Source organism: Bosea sp. 29B, from assembly GCF_902506165.1.
In the GTDB taxonomy this organism is placed as follows: Bacteria; Pseudomonadota; Alphaproteobacteria; order Rhizobiales; family Beijerinckiaceae; genus Allobosea.
Window position 1 is genome coordinate 416191 of the sequence record NZ_LR733817.1, and the last position, 15565, is coordinate 431755.

At 67.3% G+C, this 15565-nt stretch carries 14 protein-coding genes; 5 read left to right on the forward strand and 9 right to left on the reverse strand.

Going from position 1 to position 15565, the window contains the following annotated elements; translation table 11 throughout:
* Positions 1-53: 53 nt before the first annotated feature.
* Positions 54-1688, reverse strand: a complete 1635-nt coding sequence (locus tag GV161_RS02160; protein ID WP_152012064.1) for a M14 family metallocarboxypeptidase — start codon at positions 1686-1688, stop codon at positions 54-56.
* Between the two features lie 94 nt (positions 1689-1782).
* On the opposite strand from GV161_RS02160, the gene GV161_RS02165 reads away from it, so the two are divergent.
* Entirely contained in the window at positions 1783-2055 is a 273-nt protein-coding gene (locus GV161_RS02165) for a BolA family protein (RefSeq protein WP_244623866.1), read from the forward strand.
* Between the two features lie 3 nt (positions 2056-2058).
* Here the strand turns inward: GV161_RS02165 and GV161_RS02170 are convergent, their stop codons facing one another.
* The 5 genes from GV161_RS02170 to GV161_RS02190 all read right to left on the reverse strand — a co-directional run bounded on the left by GV161_RS02170 (position 2059) and on the right by GV161_RS02190 (position 7013).
* Positions 2059-3252 carry an MFS transporter gene (locus tag GV161_RS02170; protein WP_159650103.1) on the reverse strand — a complete coding sequence of 398 codons (1194 nt, stop codon included), beginning with the start codon at positions 3250-3252 and terminating at the stop codon, positions 2059-2061.
* A gap of 61 nt (positions 3253-3313) precedes the next feature.
* A complete protein-coding gene (locus GV161_RS02175) occupies positions 3314-4483 on the reverse strand; it encodes an acetyl-CoA acetyltransferase (protein ID WP_152012062.1) in 1170 nt (389 codons plus the stop codon).
* A 215-nt stretch (positions 4484-4698) separates the two neighbouring features.
* Entirely contained in the window at positions 4699-5094 is a 396-nt protein-coding gene (locus GV161_RS02180; protein WP_152012061.1) for a DUF4087 domain-containing protein, read from the reverse strand.
* A complete protein-coding gene (locus GV161_RS02185; RefSeq protein ID WP_201302973.1) occupies positions 5091-6041 on the reverse strand; it encodes a hypothetical protein in 951 nt (316 codons plus the stop codon). Before GV161_RS02185 ends, GV161_RS02180 begins: the two co-directional genes overlap by 4 nt.
* Positions 6042-6110: 69 nt before the next feature.
* Positions 6111-7013, reverse strand: coding sequence for an EamA family transporter (locus GV161_RS02190; protein ID WP_152012059.1), 903 nt, complete (start codon positions 7011-7013; stop codon positions 6111-6113).
* Positions 7014-7201: 188 nt separating this feature from the next.
* On the opposite strand from GV161_RS02190, the gene GV161_RS02195 reads away from it, so the two are divergent.
* The 4 genes from GV161_RS02195 to GV161_RS02210 all read left to right on the forward strand — a co-directional run bounded on the left by GV161_RS02195 (position 7202) and on the right by GV161_RS02210 (position 12046).
* Entirely contained in the window at positions 7202-8770 is a 1569-nt protein-coding gene (locus tag GV161_RS02195) for a D-alanyl-D-alanine carboxypeptidase family protein (RefSeq protein WP_159650104.1), read from the forward strand.
* A 14-nt stretch (positions 8771-8784) separates the two neighbouring features.
* Positions 8785-9693, forward strand: a complete 909-nt coding sequence (locus tag GV161_RS02200) for a DMT family transporter (RefSeq protein ID WP_159650105.1) — start codon at positions 8785-8787, stop codon at positions 9691-9693.
* A gap of 15 nt (positions 9694-9708) precedes the next feature.
* Positions 9709-10833, forward strand: coding sequence for a GTP-binding protein (locus GV161_RS02205; protein WP_152012057.1), 1125 nt, complete (start codon positions 9709-9711; stop codon positions 10831-10833).
* Between the two features lie 121 nt (positions 10834-10954).
* Entirely contained in the window at positions 10955-12046 is a 1092-nt protein-coding gene (locus GV161_RS02210) for a GNAT family N-acetyltransferase (RefSeq protein WP_152012056.1), read from the forward strand.
* Here the strand turns inward: GV161_RS02210 and GV161_RS02215 are convergent.
* The 3 genes from GV161_RS02215 to GV161_RS02225 all read right to left on the reverse strand — a co-directional run bounded on the left by GV161_RS02215 (position 12018) and on the right by GV161_RS02225 (position 15482).
* On the reverse strand, positions 12018-13634 hold the full coding sequence (locus tag GV161_RS02215) for an acyl-CoA synthetase (RefSeq protein WP_152012055.1): 1617 nt from the start codon (positions 13632-13634) through the stop codon (positions 12018-12020). The genes GV161_RS02210 and GV161_RS02215 overlap by 29 nt on opposite strands.
* A gap of 124 nt (positions 13635-13758) precedes the next feature.
* Positions 13759-14823 carry an ABC transporter substrate-binding protein gene (locus GV161_RS02220; protein WP_244623865.1) on the reverse strand — a complete coding sequence of 355 codons (1065 nt, stop codon included), beginning with the start codon at positions 14821-14823 and terminating at the stop codon, positions 13759-13761.
* 185 nt (positions 14824-15008) lie between these two features.
* The gene (locus GV161_RS02225; RefSeq protein WP_152012054.1) at positions 15009-15482 is read right to left on the reverse strand and encodes an Lrp/AsnC ligand binding domain-containing protein; all 474 of its coding nucleotides are present in this window, start codon (positions 15480-15482) and stop codon (positions 15009-15011) included.
* Between the last annotated feature and the right edge of the window lie 83 nt (positions 15483-15565).

A 15565-nucleotide genomic window follows, 5' to 3' on the forward strand; every position in this document is an offset into this window, starting at 1 on the left:
GCTCAGCCGAAGCGGCCGGGACGCCCTCTAGATAATATTTCCACGTTTCAAACTCAACGGCCGCACGCCACATCGCCCCCGGCTGCGAGCGCAAGCTTCGTCCCGCGAGGCACGCGATAGATCGGCGCCTCGCCGGAAGCCGGCGCAGTTTCCACCACCCCGACGCCGACATGAGAGCCCGGAGAATCCGGCTCCAATGAGGCAGCAATCACATTCGCCCCCGCCTGGGTCATCGGCACGAAGACGGCATTGGCCGGAACCTCCATCCGGCGCGGCCGAAGCTCGACCTTCACCGCCTGGTCCGGATTGATGTTCTCGCGGTCGATCTTCTTCACCGGCCCCTTCTGCTCGACCATGAAGGCCTCGACCTCCAGCGTCGCCGGCGCGCTAAGCGCACAGCTGGCGATACCCTTGAGCTTGAGTGCATCGAGCGCTGCCTGTCCGGCCGGCAGCACGAGATAGCCTTCCGGCCGCGCCCGGCGGCTGGTCACCGTGACCTTGCGCGAGTCGCGGAATTCGACGGGGGTCGGCATGTCCACCCCGGTCGCCGGATCGACCAGCGGGATCGCGACCGTCTCGCTGGCGATGCGATGGGCGACGATCAATTCGCCCTGATTACCAGCCAGTTCCGCCCGCGCCGCCTTCACCGCGTTCAGCACGGCCTTGTCATTGGCCGCGACCGTGTCGAGCACGGCGCGCGCGATCACGTAATGCGTGGCGATGCGGCGTTCCAGGTTCTCGAGTTGCAAGCCGACACCGCGCGTCTCGATCAGGAAGGAGACCGCGCCGGAGAGCCCGAACAGGTTGCGCGCGATGCCGGGCGCATTGCCGCCCATCGAGACCAGCTTGTCGTCCTTGCGGTAGCTGGTGGTGAAGTACCAGAACGAGCTCAGCCCCTTCTCCGCCATCGCCTTGTCCATGGCCGGCTTGACCATTTCTGAGGCGATCTTGGTCGTCGGCTGCGGAACCGCCGGATTGGTGGCGTAGAGGATCATGGCATCGGCCGCGTTGAGCCCACCGAACTTCTCCAGCCAGCGATTGGCGACCGAGAACTCGTGCACGTCGACGATCACGTCGGCCGGCAATTCGGCGAGCTTGGCATGCAGCGCCTTCGTCTCCGGCAGGGTCAGCAGCAGATGGTCGCGGTTGAGGTCGAAGCCGCTGGCGCCGGGCCGCTTGTCGGCCGCCGCGCCATCGGGATTGCTGCGCGGCACCATCACCACGACGAGCTTGTCGAGCACGGCACCAAGATCACCCAGCGCCAGATCATGCGCCAGCGCCAGCATCGCCTCGGCGCCCGCCGGCTCGTTGCCATGCTGCTGGCCGACGAACCAGACGATCGGCCGCCCCAGCGCCTTCAGGGCGGCGGGGTCCTTGAGCCCTTCCTTCGAGAAGACCAGATAGGGCAGGTCCCGGCCCTGCTGCGACTTGCCGAGCGAGCCGAGCACGACCTTCCCGGGCGCCTTGCCGGCGAGATCGGTGACGAAGGCTTCGAGTTCGGCCTGCGTCGTCAGGCCGGGCGTTCCGCGTGTCAGCGCCGGGGTCGCGAGCGGTATCGGCACCGGCTTGTAGCGCGCCAACACCGCCTCGCTCTGCTTGTAATCGGCGACGCGCCCCTCGTCCTGCGCCAGCGCGGGGCCCGCAGCGACGCAAAACGCCAGGGTGAACATGCGCCATATCGTCATCATCGCCGCCTCCGACAGAAAGACGCGTTCCCGCCCTGCCCGTCAGGGACTATGAGACTGCCTCGGAACCCGAGCAAGCAACCGCAGAGAAACCCGCATGCCGACCATGGCCAACCGGATTGCCGGCAAGCTCACCACGCAGCTCACGCCCGAGCATCTCAAGGTGATCGACGAATCCCACCAGCATCACGGCCATGCCGGCTGGCGCGAGGGTGGCGAGACGCATTTCCGCGTCGAGATCGTCTCGCCCGCCTTCGCCGGCAAGAGCCGGCTCGAACGCCATCGCCTGGTCAACGCCGCGCTCTCCGAGGAACTCGCCGGTGGCGTGCACGCACTGGCGATCGCGGCGCGGGCGCCGGGCGAGGCCTGAGCCTCAGGCCGCCTTGCGCTCCGGCGTCGTCAGGTAGATCGCGGTCGAGACCAGCAGCAGCGCCGCGAAGCCCCAATGCATGTTGGCAAAGGCGAGCGCTGCGTCGCGCCCATCGGCCCGCTGCGCCGCGACGAACCAGCCGGAGCCCCACTGGATCAGCCCCGCCCCGGCGATGAACAGGAAATTGATGAAGGTCATGCCACGCCCGACCAGATGCGCCGGGAAGAACTCGCGCGCATGCGCCATCAGGATCGCATAGGTGAAACCCGTCGCGCCGACGACCGCGAACAGAACCACCGCCCCGAGCATGGAACGCGCGCCGAAGAGCGCGAGCAGACCGAAGCCGATCCCGGTCGCGACCGTCCCCCAGGCGACCAGCGCCTTGCTGCGCCCCGCCCGCTTCTGCAGCCCGCCATAGACGAAGGCGCCGACGATCATGGTCGTCGCCATCCCGAGCGTCGCATGGCCGGCGGCGATGCCGTCGAGCCCATGCACCTGCGTCATGTAAGGCGCGATCCACAGGCCCCGCGCCGTCGCGATGATCGCATAGCCGACGAGGGTGATCGGCGCGAGCAGCCAGAGCGGCCCGATCGCGACGATGCTCTTCAGCCCCTGCAGCAGCCCCTCATGCTTGCCCGAGGCGTCGGTGACCGGAGGCGGATCGCGCACCAGCGCCGCGGCGAGCACAGTCGCGAGCAGGAAGGCCACGGCGAAGGCGAGCATGGTCGGGCGCCAGCCATAGGCCTGCGCCGCCAGCGCCAAAGGCGCAGCGCCGACGAGATTGCCGAGTGAGCCGAGGCCGATGAAGATCGAGGTCAAAAGGCCGAAGCGCGCCGGCGCCTCCGTCCGCGCGAACAGATAAAGCGATGACATGAAGATCGGCGAGCAGCCGACGCCGACCAGCGCCATCGCGGCTGTGGCGGTGTTGGCATTGCCGGCCTGCGCGAACAGGACGGCGCCGACGCTGCCGATCGCCATGGTCACCGCCACCGTCCGGCGCGGCCCGAGCCGATCCAGCGCCCAGCCGACCGGAAACTGCGCCAATGCGAAGGCGATGAACCAGGAGGCCCCGAGCAGGCCGAATTCGGCCGGCCCGATGCCGAGATCGCCCATCACCGGTCCGGCAATCACGCTCAGGAAGGAGCGGTAGAAGATCGACAGCACATAGGCAGGCAGCAGCGCGAAGAAGATGATCACGCCGCCTCTCCGGCCAGCTCGAAGATGGCCGCCGACTTGGATTCGACGGCGGCCCTGTTCGTCACTTCACCCGCTCGAGCACCGAGACGTAGTTCGCCACCGCAGCGCCACCCATGTTGAAGATGCCGCCGAGGCGGGCATCCTGCACCTGCATGCCCTCCGGCGCCTCGCCGACGAGCTGCATGGCCGAGAGCACATGCATGGAAACGCCGGTCGCACCGATCGGATGGCCCTTGGCCTTGAGACCGCCGGAGACGTTGACCGGCAGCTTGCCGTCCTTCTGGGTCCAGCCTTCCTTGATGGCGCGAGCGCCCTCGCCTTCCTTGGTCAGGCCCATCGCCTCGTATTCGAGCAGCTCGGCAATGGTGAAGCAGTCATGCGTCTCGACGAAGGAGAGGTCCTCGATCGCGACGCCGGCCTGCGCTAGTGCGTCCTGCCAGGCGCGCGCGCCGGCCTCGAACTTCAGGATGTCGCGACGTGACAGCGGCAGGAAGTCCTGAACATGGGCCATGCCGCGGAAGCCGACGGCGCGGCGCATCGACTTGGCCGTCTCCTCATCGGCGAGCACGAGCGCGGCGGCGCCGTCCGAGACCAGCGAGCAGTCGGTCCGCTTCAGCGGCCCGGCAACGTAGGGGTTCTTCTCGCTCTCCTCACGACAGAAGGCGTAGCCGAGATCCTTGCGCATCTGGGCGTAAGGGTTGTCGACACCGTTCTTGTGGTTCTTCGCGGCGATCATGGCGAGCGCGTCCGACTGGTCGCCATGGCGCTGGAAATAGGACGAGGCGATCTTGCCGAAGACGCCGGCAAAGCCGCCCTGCACGTCGCTTTCCTGCGCGAGATAGGAGGCCTTCAGCAGGTTCTTGCCGATCTCTGGCCCGGGCGTCGTGGTCATCTGCTCGACGCCGACCACCAGCACGACCTTGGCAGCGCCGGCCTTGATGGCGCGCACGCCCTGATGAACGGCTGCCGAGCCGGTAGCGCAAGCGTTCTCGACGCGCGTCGCCGGCTTGAAGCGCAGCGCCGGGTCGGCCTGCAGCACGAGCGAGGCGGTAAAGTCCTGAGCCGAGAAGCCGGCGTTGAAATGGCCGAGCACGATCTCGTCGACCTGATCGGCGGTGATGCCGGCATCGACCAGCGCATCGGTGGCGACGCGCACGATCAGACTCTCGACCGTCTCGGTATCCTGCTTACCGAAAGGCGTGTGGGCCCAGCCGACGATTGCAGCGCTCATAGCCATCTCCTGGTTGATGTGCAGATACACTATATCTGCCTCCGCGCACTCGTGGCCACAAGCCGGCAAGCGCGCATTCCTCCTGTGCGAGGAAAGGCCAACGGAAACCGGAGCAAGTCAAGCCGGTCCATTGCGCAGCGAAGCGGGAGCCGCCTCTGCGGACAGGACATGGCGGAGTACGGCAGGAATCGGCCCGTCGATCGATCGGTCCGGCGTCAGCGCAGCTTCTTCTCGACGGTGGACAGGGCTTTGTCCTTGCGGCAGACCGATAGCGGCCGTCCCTTGGACGAGACGATCTCGAGGATGTTTTTCTCCTCGGCATCGACCTTCACCGTCAGGCAAGCGCAGCCATAGCCATAGCTGTAACCGCCGCTTCTGCGCCATTCGCCTGGCTTGTAGACTGGCGGCCAGTCGCCCTTCGCCTGATGATCACCCTGGATCGCGACCGTCCATCGACCATCCTTGTCATGCAGCCAGGCATTGCCCGGGCTCGGATTGTCGAACCAGCCGCAGCGCTGTTCGTTGCCTGGCTGCTGCGCCACCGCAATCCCAGCACCGAGGCCGAGGGTCAGAGCAGCCGCAGCGGCTACCAAGAACCATTGGCGGCTCATTGGAAGAACCTCGACGAGCCGGAGAAACGCTCTCCCGGCAGCGGCATACCCGCGAGGCTGGAATCGATCGGCGGCGGGAACTTGCCCGGCCGCTGCGGTCCGGCAGCCAGTAGGATCGCCTCGAAAATTTCGGCGATCTCGGCGATCTCCTGGGCTCGGTTCGAGCCATTCACCATGGCGCGTGCACCGACATAGTTGCGCGACTTGCCGCTGAAATAGGTCGAGAATGTGCGGCCATTGGCAAAGCCGAAACCTGTGCACATGCCGTGCGACATGAGAGCGTAAGCCGTGGCGGGATCCTTCACCGCCTCAGGGTCCAGCAACAGATCGAGGCCTTTACCGAGGGCAATTCCCGCCTTGATGTAATTCGACCACCAGGTCAGCTGAACATAGCCGCGGCCGTAATAGGCGTTCTCGACGCCGGTATCGTTCGTATAGACCTTGGCCGCCGCTCCGCCATCGGGCGAGCCCATCACGGCACCTTTGGTCAACTTGGAAATTTTGCCGGTCGTCGTGACACTGAACTGATCGCCATCCTGCTCGGTGATACGAACGCTGCCGTCGGCAAGCTTCGCGACCTTAACCGGCTCGTGATAGTCCTTCTTCTTGCCATGGCCGACCTCGTCGATCGGTGCCATCACCATCAACCACGTTTGGCGCTTCAGCATCACCGGCTTCCCCGCCTTGTCGAGCAGCGGCTTGCCCTTCTTGTTCTTGGCGGGCACGAGCTGGTCGAAGCGGTTCGTCGTCTCGATCAGAACAGTGGCCAGCATGTAGGCGGCCCAGCGAACATCGGTGATGTTGGTGTCCCGGCTGATCAGGCGCAGCAAGACGAGCGCGTTGGGAATCGTATTGGCGATCTGCGGCCTTTTGCCGAAGCGCTCCCTGAATTCCTGCTCAAAGATGCGTTCGTCGTAGGTTCCAACGTAATGATAGTTCGTCGCCATCATCCATCTCCGCAGGCCCGTCGTCCGGAAGCGGTAGGGAGCGACTGCGACGAATCCGTGTCTCGGTTTTTAAATCGCCAGCAGAAGTAGAGCACCGACACCGGCGACGATCATCGCCATGCCCAGAAGCTCGCGCCAGCTCGTGCCCTCCGCGAAGATCCGGCGCGAGGCGATTTGCGCCAGCGGCACCTCGACCAGCGCCAGCGTGCGCACATTGGCCGCCGTCGTCAGCGAGAAGCCGAGGAACCAGCATTGCGAGGCCGCAGCGCCCAGGAAGCCGGCGGTGAGCGAACGGCGCCAGTTGCGCAGGCTCAGGATCAGCGCCGGGCGGTTGGCGACGAGCATGTAGAGCGTCAGGAGCAAGGTCTGCAGCGCCAGGCCCAGGGCGAGGATCGTCGTCGCCCGCATCAGGAAGTGCCCCTCCGGCAGCGCCTGGATCGCGCCGCGGAAGCCGATCGCCGAGAGCGCGAAGGCGGCGCCGGCACCGATCCCGAGCGCCGCCGGGCGCATTCCCGCCGCGCTGAGCTTGTCGCCCGGCTTCCACGACATCAGCACGACGCCGGCGGTAGCGACGACGATCGCCGCGAATTTCGGCCAGCCCAGCGCGTCGCCGAGCAGCGCCGCCCCGAACAGCGCGACCTGCACCGGCTCGGTCTTGGTGTAGGCGGTCGTCACCGCAAAGGAACGCTCGCGCATCGCCGCCAGCATCAGAGCGGTGGCGAGGATCTGCGTCAGGGCACCGAAGACGGCGAAGCCGAAGGCGCGCGAGTCAGGCACCGGCGGCAATGCGCCGCTGGCGAGGCAGACCAGGACGAGGAAGAGCAGCGCGAAGGGCAGGCCGAACAGGAACCGCACCTGCGTCGCGCCGACGACGCCGATCACTTCGGTCAACGAGCGCTGGGTCAGGTTTCGCGCCGTCTGCAGCAGCGAGGCGGCAAGCGTCACCGGTATCCACAGAAGGCTGAGACTCACGCGCTGGCATCCCGAAGAAAAAGCACCGCGGATGCTTTGGACCGCCACGCCCCGCTAGGCAAATCACCCGATGAGGGGTAGGTATGCGTCATCAGCGAGGCAGGATTGTCGCCCGCCGTCTCGAAAATGCCTCAAGCGTCGCGTTGAAGCCCTCGACTCCCGCCAAGACAGGTTCAAGACCTCTGCCGATGATTTCATTTCGCCTCGCTGCCGGCGCCACGTTCGCCTCGCTCCTCGCTGTCGCCGCTCCGGCTGAAGCCGGCACGAGCGTGGTGGTCGATGCCTCGAGCGGCGCCGTCCTGTCGAGCGAGAACCCGACCCAGGCCTGGCATCCGGCCTCCACCACCAAGATGATGACGCTCTATCTCGCGCTCAAGGCCGTGCGCGCGGGCAAGCTCGGGCTCGAGACCGCGATCCCCGCCTCGAAGCGGGCAGCCAGCCAGCCGCGGGTCAAGGTCTACATCAAGGCCGGCCAGGAGATCACGCTCGACAACGCCATGCGCATCATGATGGTGAAGTCGGCCAACGACATCGCCTATGTCATCGCCGAAGGCGTCGGCGGCGATGTCGAGACCTTCGTCTCGATGATGAACGCCGAAGCCCGGCGGCTCGGCATGGCCGACACCCATTTCGTCAACCCGAATGGCTGGCACCACCCCGACCAGCAGACCAGCGCCCGCGACCTCGCGGTGCTCGCCATGGCGCTGATGAGCGAGTTCGGCGAGTACTCCGATTACTGGAACACCGGCGCGGTCCAGCTCGGCAAGCAGGTGCTCAACAACACCAACGGGCTGGTCGGCCGCTATTACGGCATCAGCGGCATGAAGACCGGTTTCGTCTGCGCCTCCGGCTTCAATGTCGTCTCCACCGCCACGCGCAATGGCCGCACCCTGATCGCCGTCGTCATGGGTGCCAGCTCCGGCGCTGAGCGCACCGTCAAGGCTGCGCAATTGCTCGATGAAGGCTTCGGCAAATGGGGCGGCTTCGGCGGCAGCATCGCCAGCATGCCGGCCGGCAATGGCGGGCGCGCCTACAGCATCTGCGACAGCGTCCGCCGCGGCGGCCACGCGCTCGGCGACGATACCGAGACCTCCGGGCCAATCAGCTTCATCTCGACCAACAGCGGCGTCGGCGGCAATGCCGAGGGAACCTCGGACCGCTTTGCCGTGGCCACGCCGCAGGGCGGCTCCTCCGGCTCGGTGCTGACCCGCGCGCCCTCCGGCCGCATCACGCTCGGCCCGCGCGCCAAGTTCGAGCCGATCCAGGTTTCCTTCGGCCGCACGCCGGGCTCGGCTTCCGCGCCGCTCGCTGCCAATGCCGTCGCCAGGCCCGACACCCAGGTCGCGCGCGAGACGATCCAGCCGGGCGCCCCCGTCGCAGCCGGCCTCGTCGCCGGCAACCGTACCTTCTCGCGCAATGGCGCGATCCCGCCCACCTCCTCCGCCTTCGCGCCGGTCGCGCCGACGCCGGAAGAGCGGCCTGCCGCAGCCGCGCTCGGCTCCGGCCCCTTGCGTCTGCAGGGCGCGATCCAGCCCGGCGCTGCGACGCCCGCCAGTCTGCGCCCCGGCGCTGCTGCCGGCATCAAGGCCGCGAACAAGCCGGCCGCCAAGCCGCTGCTGACCAAGTCGAAGCAGGAGAAGGCGGAACCGGCCAAGGCCAGGCCGAGCCAGGCCCAGGCCAAGCCGCTGGCGAAGCCTCCGGCCCGCCCGGGGGCGAAGCCCGCCACCAAGCCCGACGCCAGCAAGCCCGACGCCTGATCCGGCGGCGTGACGTGCAGGAGCGCGGCGCGTCCTCGGCCCAGCATGGCCTTGCCCTGGCGCTAGGCTCCGCCGCCGCCTTCGGCACCAACATCGTCAGCGCCCAGCTCGCCGGCCATGCCGGATTGAGCGGGCCGCTCATCGTCTTCTACCGCGTCTTCCTGATGCTGGCGCTCGTCGTCGGCGCGGCGCTGATCTGGCGCGCCAGCCTCGTCGTGCCGCGCCGACATTGGTCCGCGCTCGCCTTGTTCGGCCTCAGCACAGCGCTCACCGCCTGCGCCTATCTCTCCTCGGTCGCCTTCCTGCCGATCACGGTAGCGGCCGTGGTGTTCTACACCTTTCCCATCCTGATCGTGCTCGCCGAGCCGTTCCTGACCCCGGCCCGCTTCAGCCTGGACCGTGTCGTGATCGCCCTCGTCGCCTTTTTCGGCGTCGCCATGGTGGTCGGGCCCGACTGGCACGGGCTCGACCCGCGCGGGCTGGCGCTCGCACTCGCCGCCAGCGTGCTGGCCGCAGTGCAGTTCTTCTCGGCGGCGCGCTGTGCCGACACCGGGATCGTACCGAAGCTGTTCTGGTCGCACCTCGTCATCCTGCCGGTGACGCTGGCGATCCTCGCCCTCACCGGCCTGTTCCAGCCACCTTCGGCGCTGCTGCTCGCACCGGTCGCGGTCGCGATCACCATCGGCGGCTACCTGATCGGCTTCCTGCTCCAGGTGATGGCGCTCGCCCGTGTCGCGCCCGGGCCGGCCGCGCTCGCCTTCTGTGGCGAGCCGGTCTTCGCCGTCGCGATCGCCGCCGTCTTCCTCGGCGAGCGCGTCGGCTCGCTGCAGTATGCCGGCGGCGCCCTTGTCGTCGCTGCGATCATCGCCAATGTAATATTGGAACAAAAGCGAGCCCGCCGATTGCCGGCGGTGGCCGCATAGGGAAATTGACCGTCGATGTCCGAGCAGTCCGTCCGCCCCGAGCCGATCCCGCTGACGCTGCTGACCGGCTTCTTGGGCGCAGGCAAGACCACCCTGCTCAACCGCCTGCTCAAGGACCCGTCGCTGGCCGACACGGTCGTGCTGGTCAACGAGTTCGGCGAGATCGGCCTCGACCATCTCTTCGTCGAAGGCATCGAGGACGGCATGATCCTGCTCGCCTCGGGCTGCCTGTGCTGCACGATCCGCGACGACCTGATCGTCACGCTCGAGGACCTGCTGCGCCGGCTCGACAATGGCCGCGTCGCGCCGTTCAGGCGCCTGGTGATCGAGACCACCGGCCTCGCCGACCCTGCGCCGGTCCTCAATGTGCTGATCAACCACCCCTATCTCGCCATGCGCTTCAAGCTCGACGGCGTCGTCACGCTGGTCGATGCGGTCAACGGCATGGCGACGCTCGACGCTCACCCCGAGGCGCTCCGGCAAGCGGTCGCCGCCGATCGGCTGGTGCTGACCAAGGCCGACATCGCGACAGACGGCGCAGCGGTCACGGCACTGCGCAAGCGGCTCGGCGAGCTCAATCCGGGCATCGCCATCCTGCCTCCCGATGCCCCTGCCGAAGCGATCATCGGCGCCGGCCTCTACGACATCGCCGAACGCCCGGACGAATTGCGGCGCTGGCTCGCGGCCGAAGCACTGGATGGCCACGATCACGACCACCACCACGATCATGGCGACACCCACGGACACCACCATCACGACGGCCACGGCCATCATCACCACGACGTCAACCGCCACGATGCCAGCATCCGTGCCTTCACCCTGACAGCGGAGACGCCGATCCGCGAGGCGACCTTCGACCTGTTCTGGACCCTGCTGCGCTCGACCCATGGCGCAAAGCTGCTGCGGCTGAAGGGGCTGGTTGCGCTCGCCGAGCACCCCGAAGAGCCGCTCCTCGTCCACGCCGTCCAGCAGATCCTGCATCCGCCGGTGCTGCTACCGACCTGGCCCGATGCCGACCGGCGCTCCCGCCTCGTCCTGATCGTGAAGGATCTGGAGGAGGAGACCGTCGCGCGGCTCTGGTCGGCCTTCCTCGGCCGAGCTACCCCCGCCCAGTCCGAGCCCCACCACCACCACGCCTGACCAGTTTCCGCCGGCCCGCTTCTTGGTTCGTCACGCGCAGACCCCTGCCCCGCCCCGTGCTCACGTGCCGATCCGGCACGGAAGCGCACCGAAGCGGGGCGAGCCGCGAAAGGGCTGCGCCATGCCGAACCTCGCTGCATTCCCGGCTGCGCCGGACGAGACCGTGCCGAAGCAGAATGCCGTCTCAAGCCCGGCTGGCCTCACGATCGAGCGCCGCCCGCTCGCTACCTGCGCCGCCATCGAGACCGAATGGCGCGACCTCGCCAGCCGCGCCATTGAGCCGAATCCGTTCTGCGAGCCCGATTTCGCCTTGCCCGCCGCGCAGCATCTCGTCGACTTCCGCGACGTCTCCGTGCTGCTGTTCTGGGATGGCCCGGCCGCGCCACGCCGCCTGCTCGGCTTCGTGCCGGCCCGCCTCCGGCGCAGGCTGCTGGGGCAGGACGAGCTGATCGGCTGGAACAATCCCCGGCTCGGCCTCGCCACGCCGCTGATCGACATCGATCAGGTGGAACGCGTCATCGCTGCCCTGCTCCACGCGCCCGGCCGCTGGGGCCTCGCCGATACGCAGAACCTGCAGCTGAGCCACCTCGATCTCGACGGCCCGCTGCTGCACAGCCTGTTGCAGGTCGCCGAGCAAACCGGCCACGCCGCCGCGCTCGATCCGGCACCGGCACCGCAGGCCACCGCGGACAGGCCCGATCTCGCCGCTCTCCGCCATGGCCTGTCACGCCATGGCAAGCTCTCCTTCGCCGAATCTGGCTCGCGTCAGGAGCTGCGCGACATGGTCGAGCACCATCTGGCGCTCGAAGCTTCAGGCTCGCTGGCGCGCGCCGGCGGCGCCGCGCTTCAGGACATCCGCGAGAGCGCCTTCCTGCGCGCGATGACCCGCAATCTGGCGCGCAGCCACCGCTGCCGTATCGGCCTGTTGAGCCTCGACGACAAGCCGATCGCCGGCGCGATCCTGATCGGTAAGAGTCCGCGCCTCTGGCTCTATTCGGGCACGCAGGACGAGCGCTTCGCCAGCTTCGCCCCGTTGGCCCAGCTCATAACCTGGCTTGGCCGGCGCAGCCGTCGGCGCGAGATCATCGCCGACCTGCCCGGACTTCACGCCGTCACGGCGCCGCAGCGACTCGGCAACATCCGCCTGTCCGCGACCGCGAAGGCTCCGCGCCGCACAACGCCTTTCACCCGGCGTCGCGCAGCAGCCGCCTGATGATCTTGCCGGTGGTGGTCATCGGCAACTCCTCGCGGAATTCGATCTCGCGCGGATATTCATGCGCCGCGAGGCGCTCGCGCACGAAGCCCTGGATTTCGGCGACGAGCTCCTTCGAGGGCGAGTAGCCGGGCTTCGGCACGATGAAGGCCTTGACGATCTCGGTCCTCAGCGCATCGGGCTTGCCGACCACCGCCGCGAGCGCGACCGCCGGATGGCGCAGCAGGCAATCCTCGATCTCGCTCGGCCCGATCCGGTAGCCGGACGAGGTGATGACGTCGTCGTCGCGGCCGACGAAGCGGATATAGCCCTGCGCATTCTGCGAGCCTTGGTCGCCCGTCGTCATCCAGTCGCCGATGAACTTGGCTTCCGTGGCTTCGGGCTTGCGCCAGTACTGCAGGAACATCACCGGATCGGGCCGCTTCACCGCGATCTGCCCCTCCTCCTCCGGCTCGCACAGGCCGCCATCGGGCCGGATCACCGCGACCTCGTGGCCCGGCACCGCCTTGCCGATGAAGCCCGGCTTGACCACGCCGATTTCGGCGCAGGAGGCGAGCACGAGATTGCACTCGGTCTGGCCGTAGAACTCGTTGATCGTCAGGCCGAGCTTCTCGCGCCCCCAGGCCAGCGTTTCGGCACCGAGCGCCTCGCCGCCCGAAGCGACCGTGCGCAGCTTGAGATCATAGCGCTCGCGCGGATTCTCGACCGCCCGCAGCATGCGCAGCGCCGTCGGCGGAATGAAGCAATTGCGCACGCCGAGATCCGCCATCAGACGCAGCGCCTCGTCGGGGTCGAACTTCGCCGTCGGCCGCGCCACGATCGGGACGCCGTGATGCAGCGCCGGCAGGAGATTGTTGAGCAGGCCGCCGGCCCAGGCCCAGTCCGCCGGCGTCCAGAGCAGATCGCCCGGCTGCGGCAGGAATTCATGCGGCATCTCCACGCCCGGCAGATGCCCAAGCATCACCCGGTGGCCATGCAGCGCGCCCTTGGCATTGCCGGTGGTGCCGGAGGTGTAGATCATCAGCGCCGGATCGTCCGGCCCGCTGTCGACCGGCGCGAAATTATCGCTTTCAGCTTCCAGCAGGCGCGCGAGCCCTTCGGCTCTTCCGTCCGGCCCATCGGCCGAGATCACCAGCCCGAGATCCGGGAGCGGCTCCTCGATCTGGCCGAGCTTGGCGAGCCCGGCAGCATTGGTGATCAGCGCCGATGCCCCGCAATCGCGCAGGCGGTAGGACAGCGCGTCCGCGCCGAACAACGCCGCCAGCGGCACCGCGATGGCGCCGAGCTTGTAGGCTGCCATATGTGCGATCGGTACCAGGCGCCCTTGCGGCAGCAGGATCGCGACCCGATCGCCCTCGCCGACACCGCGCTTGCGCAGCGCATTCGCAAGGCGGTTCGACTGCGCCCGCAACTCGCCATAGCTGACCGGCATGACCGACCAGTCGGGCTGGACCTCCAGGATCGCGATCTTCCCGGGATCGACCGCTGCCCAGCGATCGCAGCAATCGACGCCGATATTGTAGCGCTCCGGAATCTGCCAGCGGAAGGCCGCGCGCAGGCGCTCATAGTCACGGATGTCGGGAAGCATGCGGCAGGCCCAGGATCACGGATCGAGCACGCACCGGTCGGCACCTGCCCTAGCAAAAAGCGGCGCACGATAGGCGAAGCCTAAAGCCGCTGTCACCTTGGCCTAAGGTCAACTGCTCTGCCGGTCAGAACGCCCGCTCGGCCTCCGCCGGCAGGAAGCCTTCGGCGAAGGCGTTCCCGGCCTTGGCCTTGTCCTTGAACGAGACGGTCAGCCCGATTTGATCGAGCCCCTTCTGCCAGCGCGCCTTGTCTATGCCGCCGAAGCCGTTCGCCTTGACGTTCGGCGTCATCACATAGTGGTCGAGCGCCATCTTCAGGCGCTCCAGCTCGATCTCAGGGCGGGCACCTTCATTGCGCTGGATCACCCCGGCGATCGCCGCCTCCGGCGCGGCGACGACATCCCGGACGCTGCGCGTGATCGCCCGCAGCAGGCCACGCACCGCTTGCGGCTTCTCCGCGAGCAGCTTCGGCGAGACGATGACGGCATTGCCGTAGAGCTCGATGCCATAATCGGCCATCAGCAAGGTGACGATATCCTCGGCCGGCACGCCGCGCGCCTTCATGTTGATCACGGAGGTGTGGGCGAAGCCGAAGATCGCATCGAGTTCGCCCGACGCCAGCATCGGCTCGCGCACGGCAAAGCCGATATTCTCGAGCTTGATCTTGGCATCGTCGATGCCGTTGATCTTCTTGAACACCGGCCATTGCGCGAAGGCGCCGTCAGCAGCGGGCGCGCCGAGCTTCTTGCCTTCGAGGCTCTTCGGATCGGTGCTGATGCCGCGGCTTTTGCGCCCGACGATCGCGAAGGGCGGCCGGTCATAGACCATCATCACCGCCTTGAGATCGACGGCCGGATTCTCGTCGCGAAAGCGGATCAGCGAGTTCACATCGCCGAAGCCGGCATCGAAACCGCCAGTCGCGACCTTAAGAGCGGCTTCGCGTGAGCCCGTTCCGGGCTCGATCGTGACGTCGAGGCCCTCGTCGCGGAAATAGCCCTTGTCCAGGGCGGTGAGGAACAGCGCCGCTGGTCCTTCGAAGCGCCAGTCAAGCGTGAAGCGCAACGGGATCGTAGCGGCAGCGATAGGCGCATTACGCAGCCCGGCCCAAGCGGCAAGCCCGGTTCCTACGAGGAAACGCCCGAACCCGCGCCGGGAGATCGGCGCGCCAAGCAGGGGCATGGCAACGGACATGGCAAACTCCGGAGCGACCATAGCCGACACGGACGCAAGTGCCTCTCCGACGGAACTCGTGGAGCACCATACCGGGGACGCAACGCAACCAAGACCTCCCTAGCCGGCAGGTCAAGCACCAACAGGGCAAGAACACGGCGAAATCGCGGAAATGGTTACGTTTTTCTGCGGCAGTGCTGCAGGAGTCACAACGGCAGCGCGCCGTCGGTCTTGACCTCCTCCATCACCGCATAGGTGCGCGTCTCGCGGACGGCCGGCAGCGCGAGCAGGACTTCGCCGAGAAAGCGCCGATAGGCGTTCATGTCGGCGACGCGGGTCTTGACCAGATAGTCGAAGCCACCAGCGACCATATGGCATTCGAGCACCTCGGGAGCCCGCTTCACTGCCGCCGCGAAGCGCTCGAACGCATCGGGTGTCGTCTTGTCGAGATAGACTTCCACGAAAACCAGGAGGTGCAGGCCGAGCTTCACCGGATCGAGCGTCGCGCGGTAGCCGGTGATGAAGCCCTCGCGCGCCAGCCGCTTCAGCCGCTCGCCGGTCGCGGTCGGCGACAGCCCAACCTTTTCCGCCAGCTCGACGCCGGCAGCGCGGCCGTCGTTCTGCAGCAGGGCGAGCAAGCGCCGGTCGGTTCTATCGAGAACCGGATTATTCTCTGCCATATAAATTTCCTACGAGATAAATCACTATATCTTCGCCGAAATCTCCATTGATATCCAGCCCGCTTGCGATGATTCTGCAGATC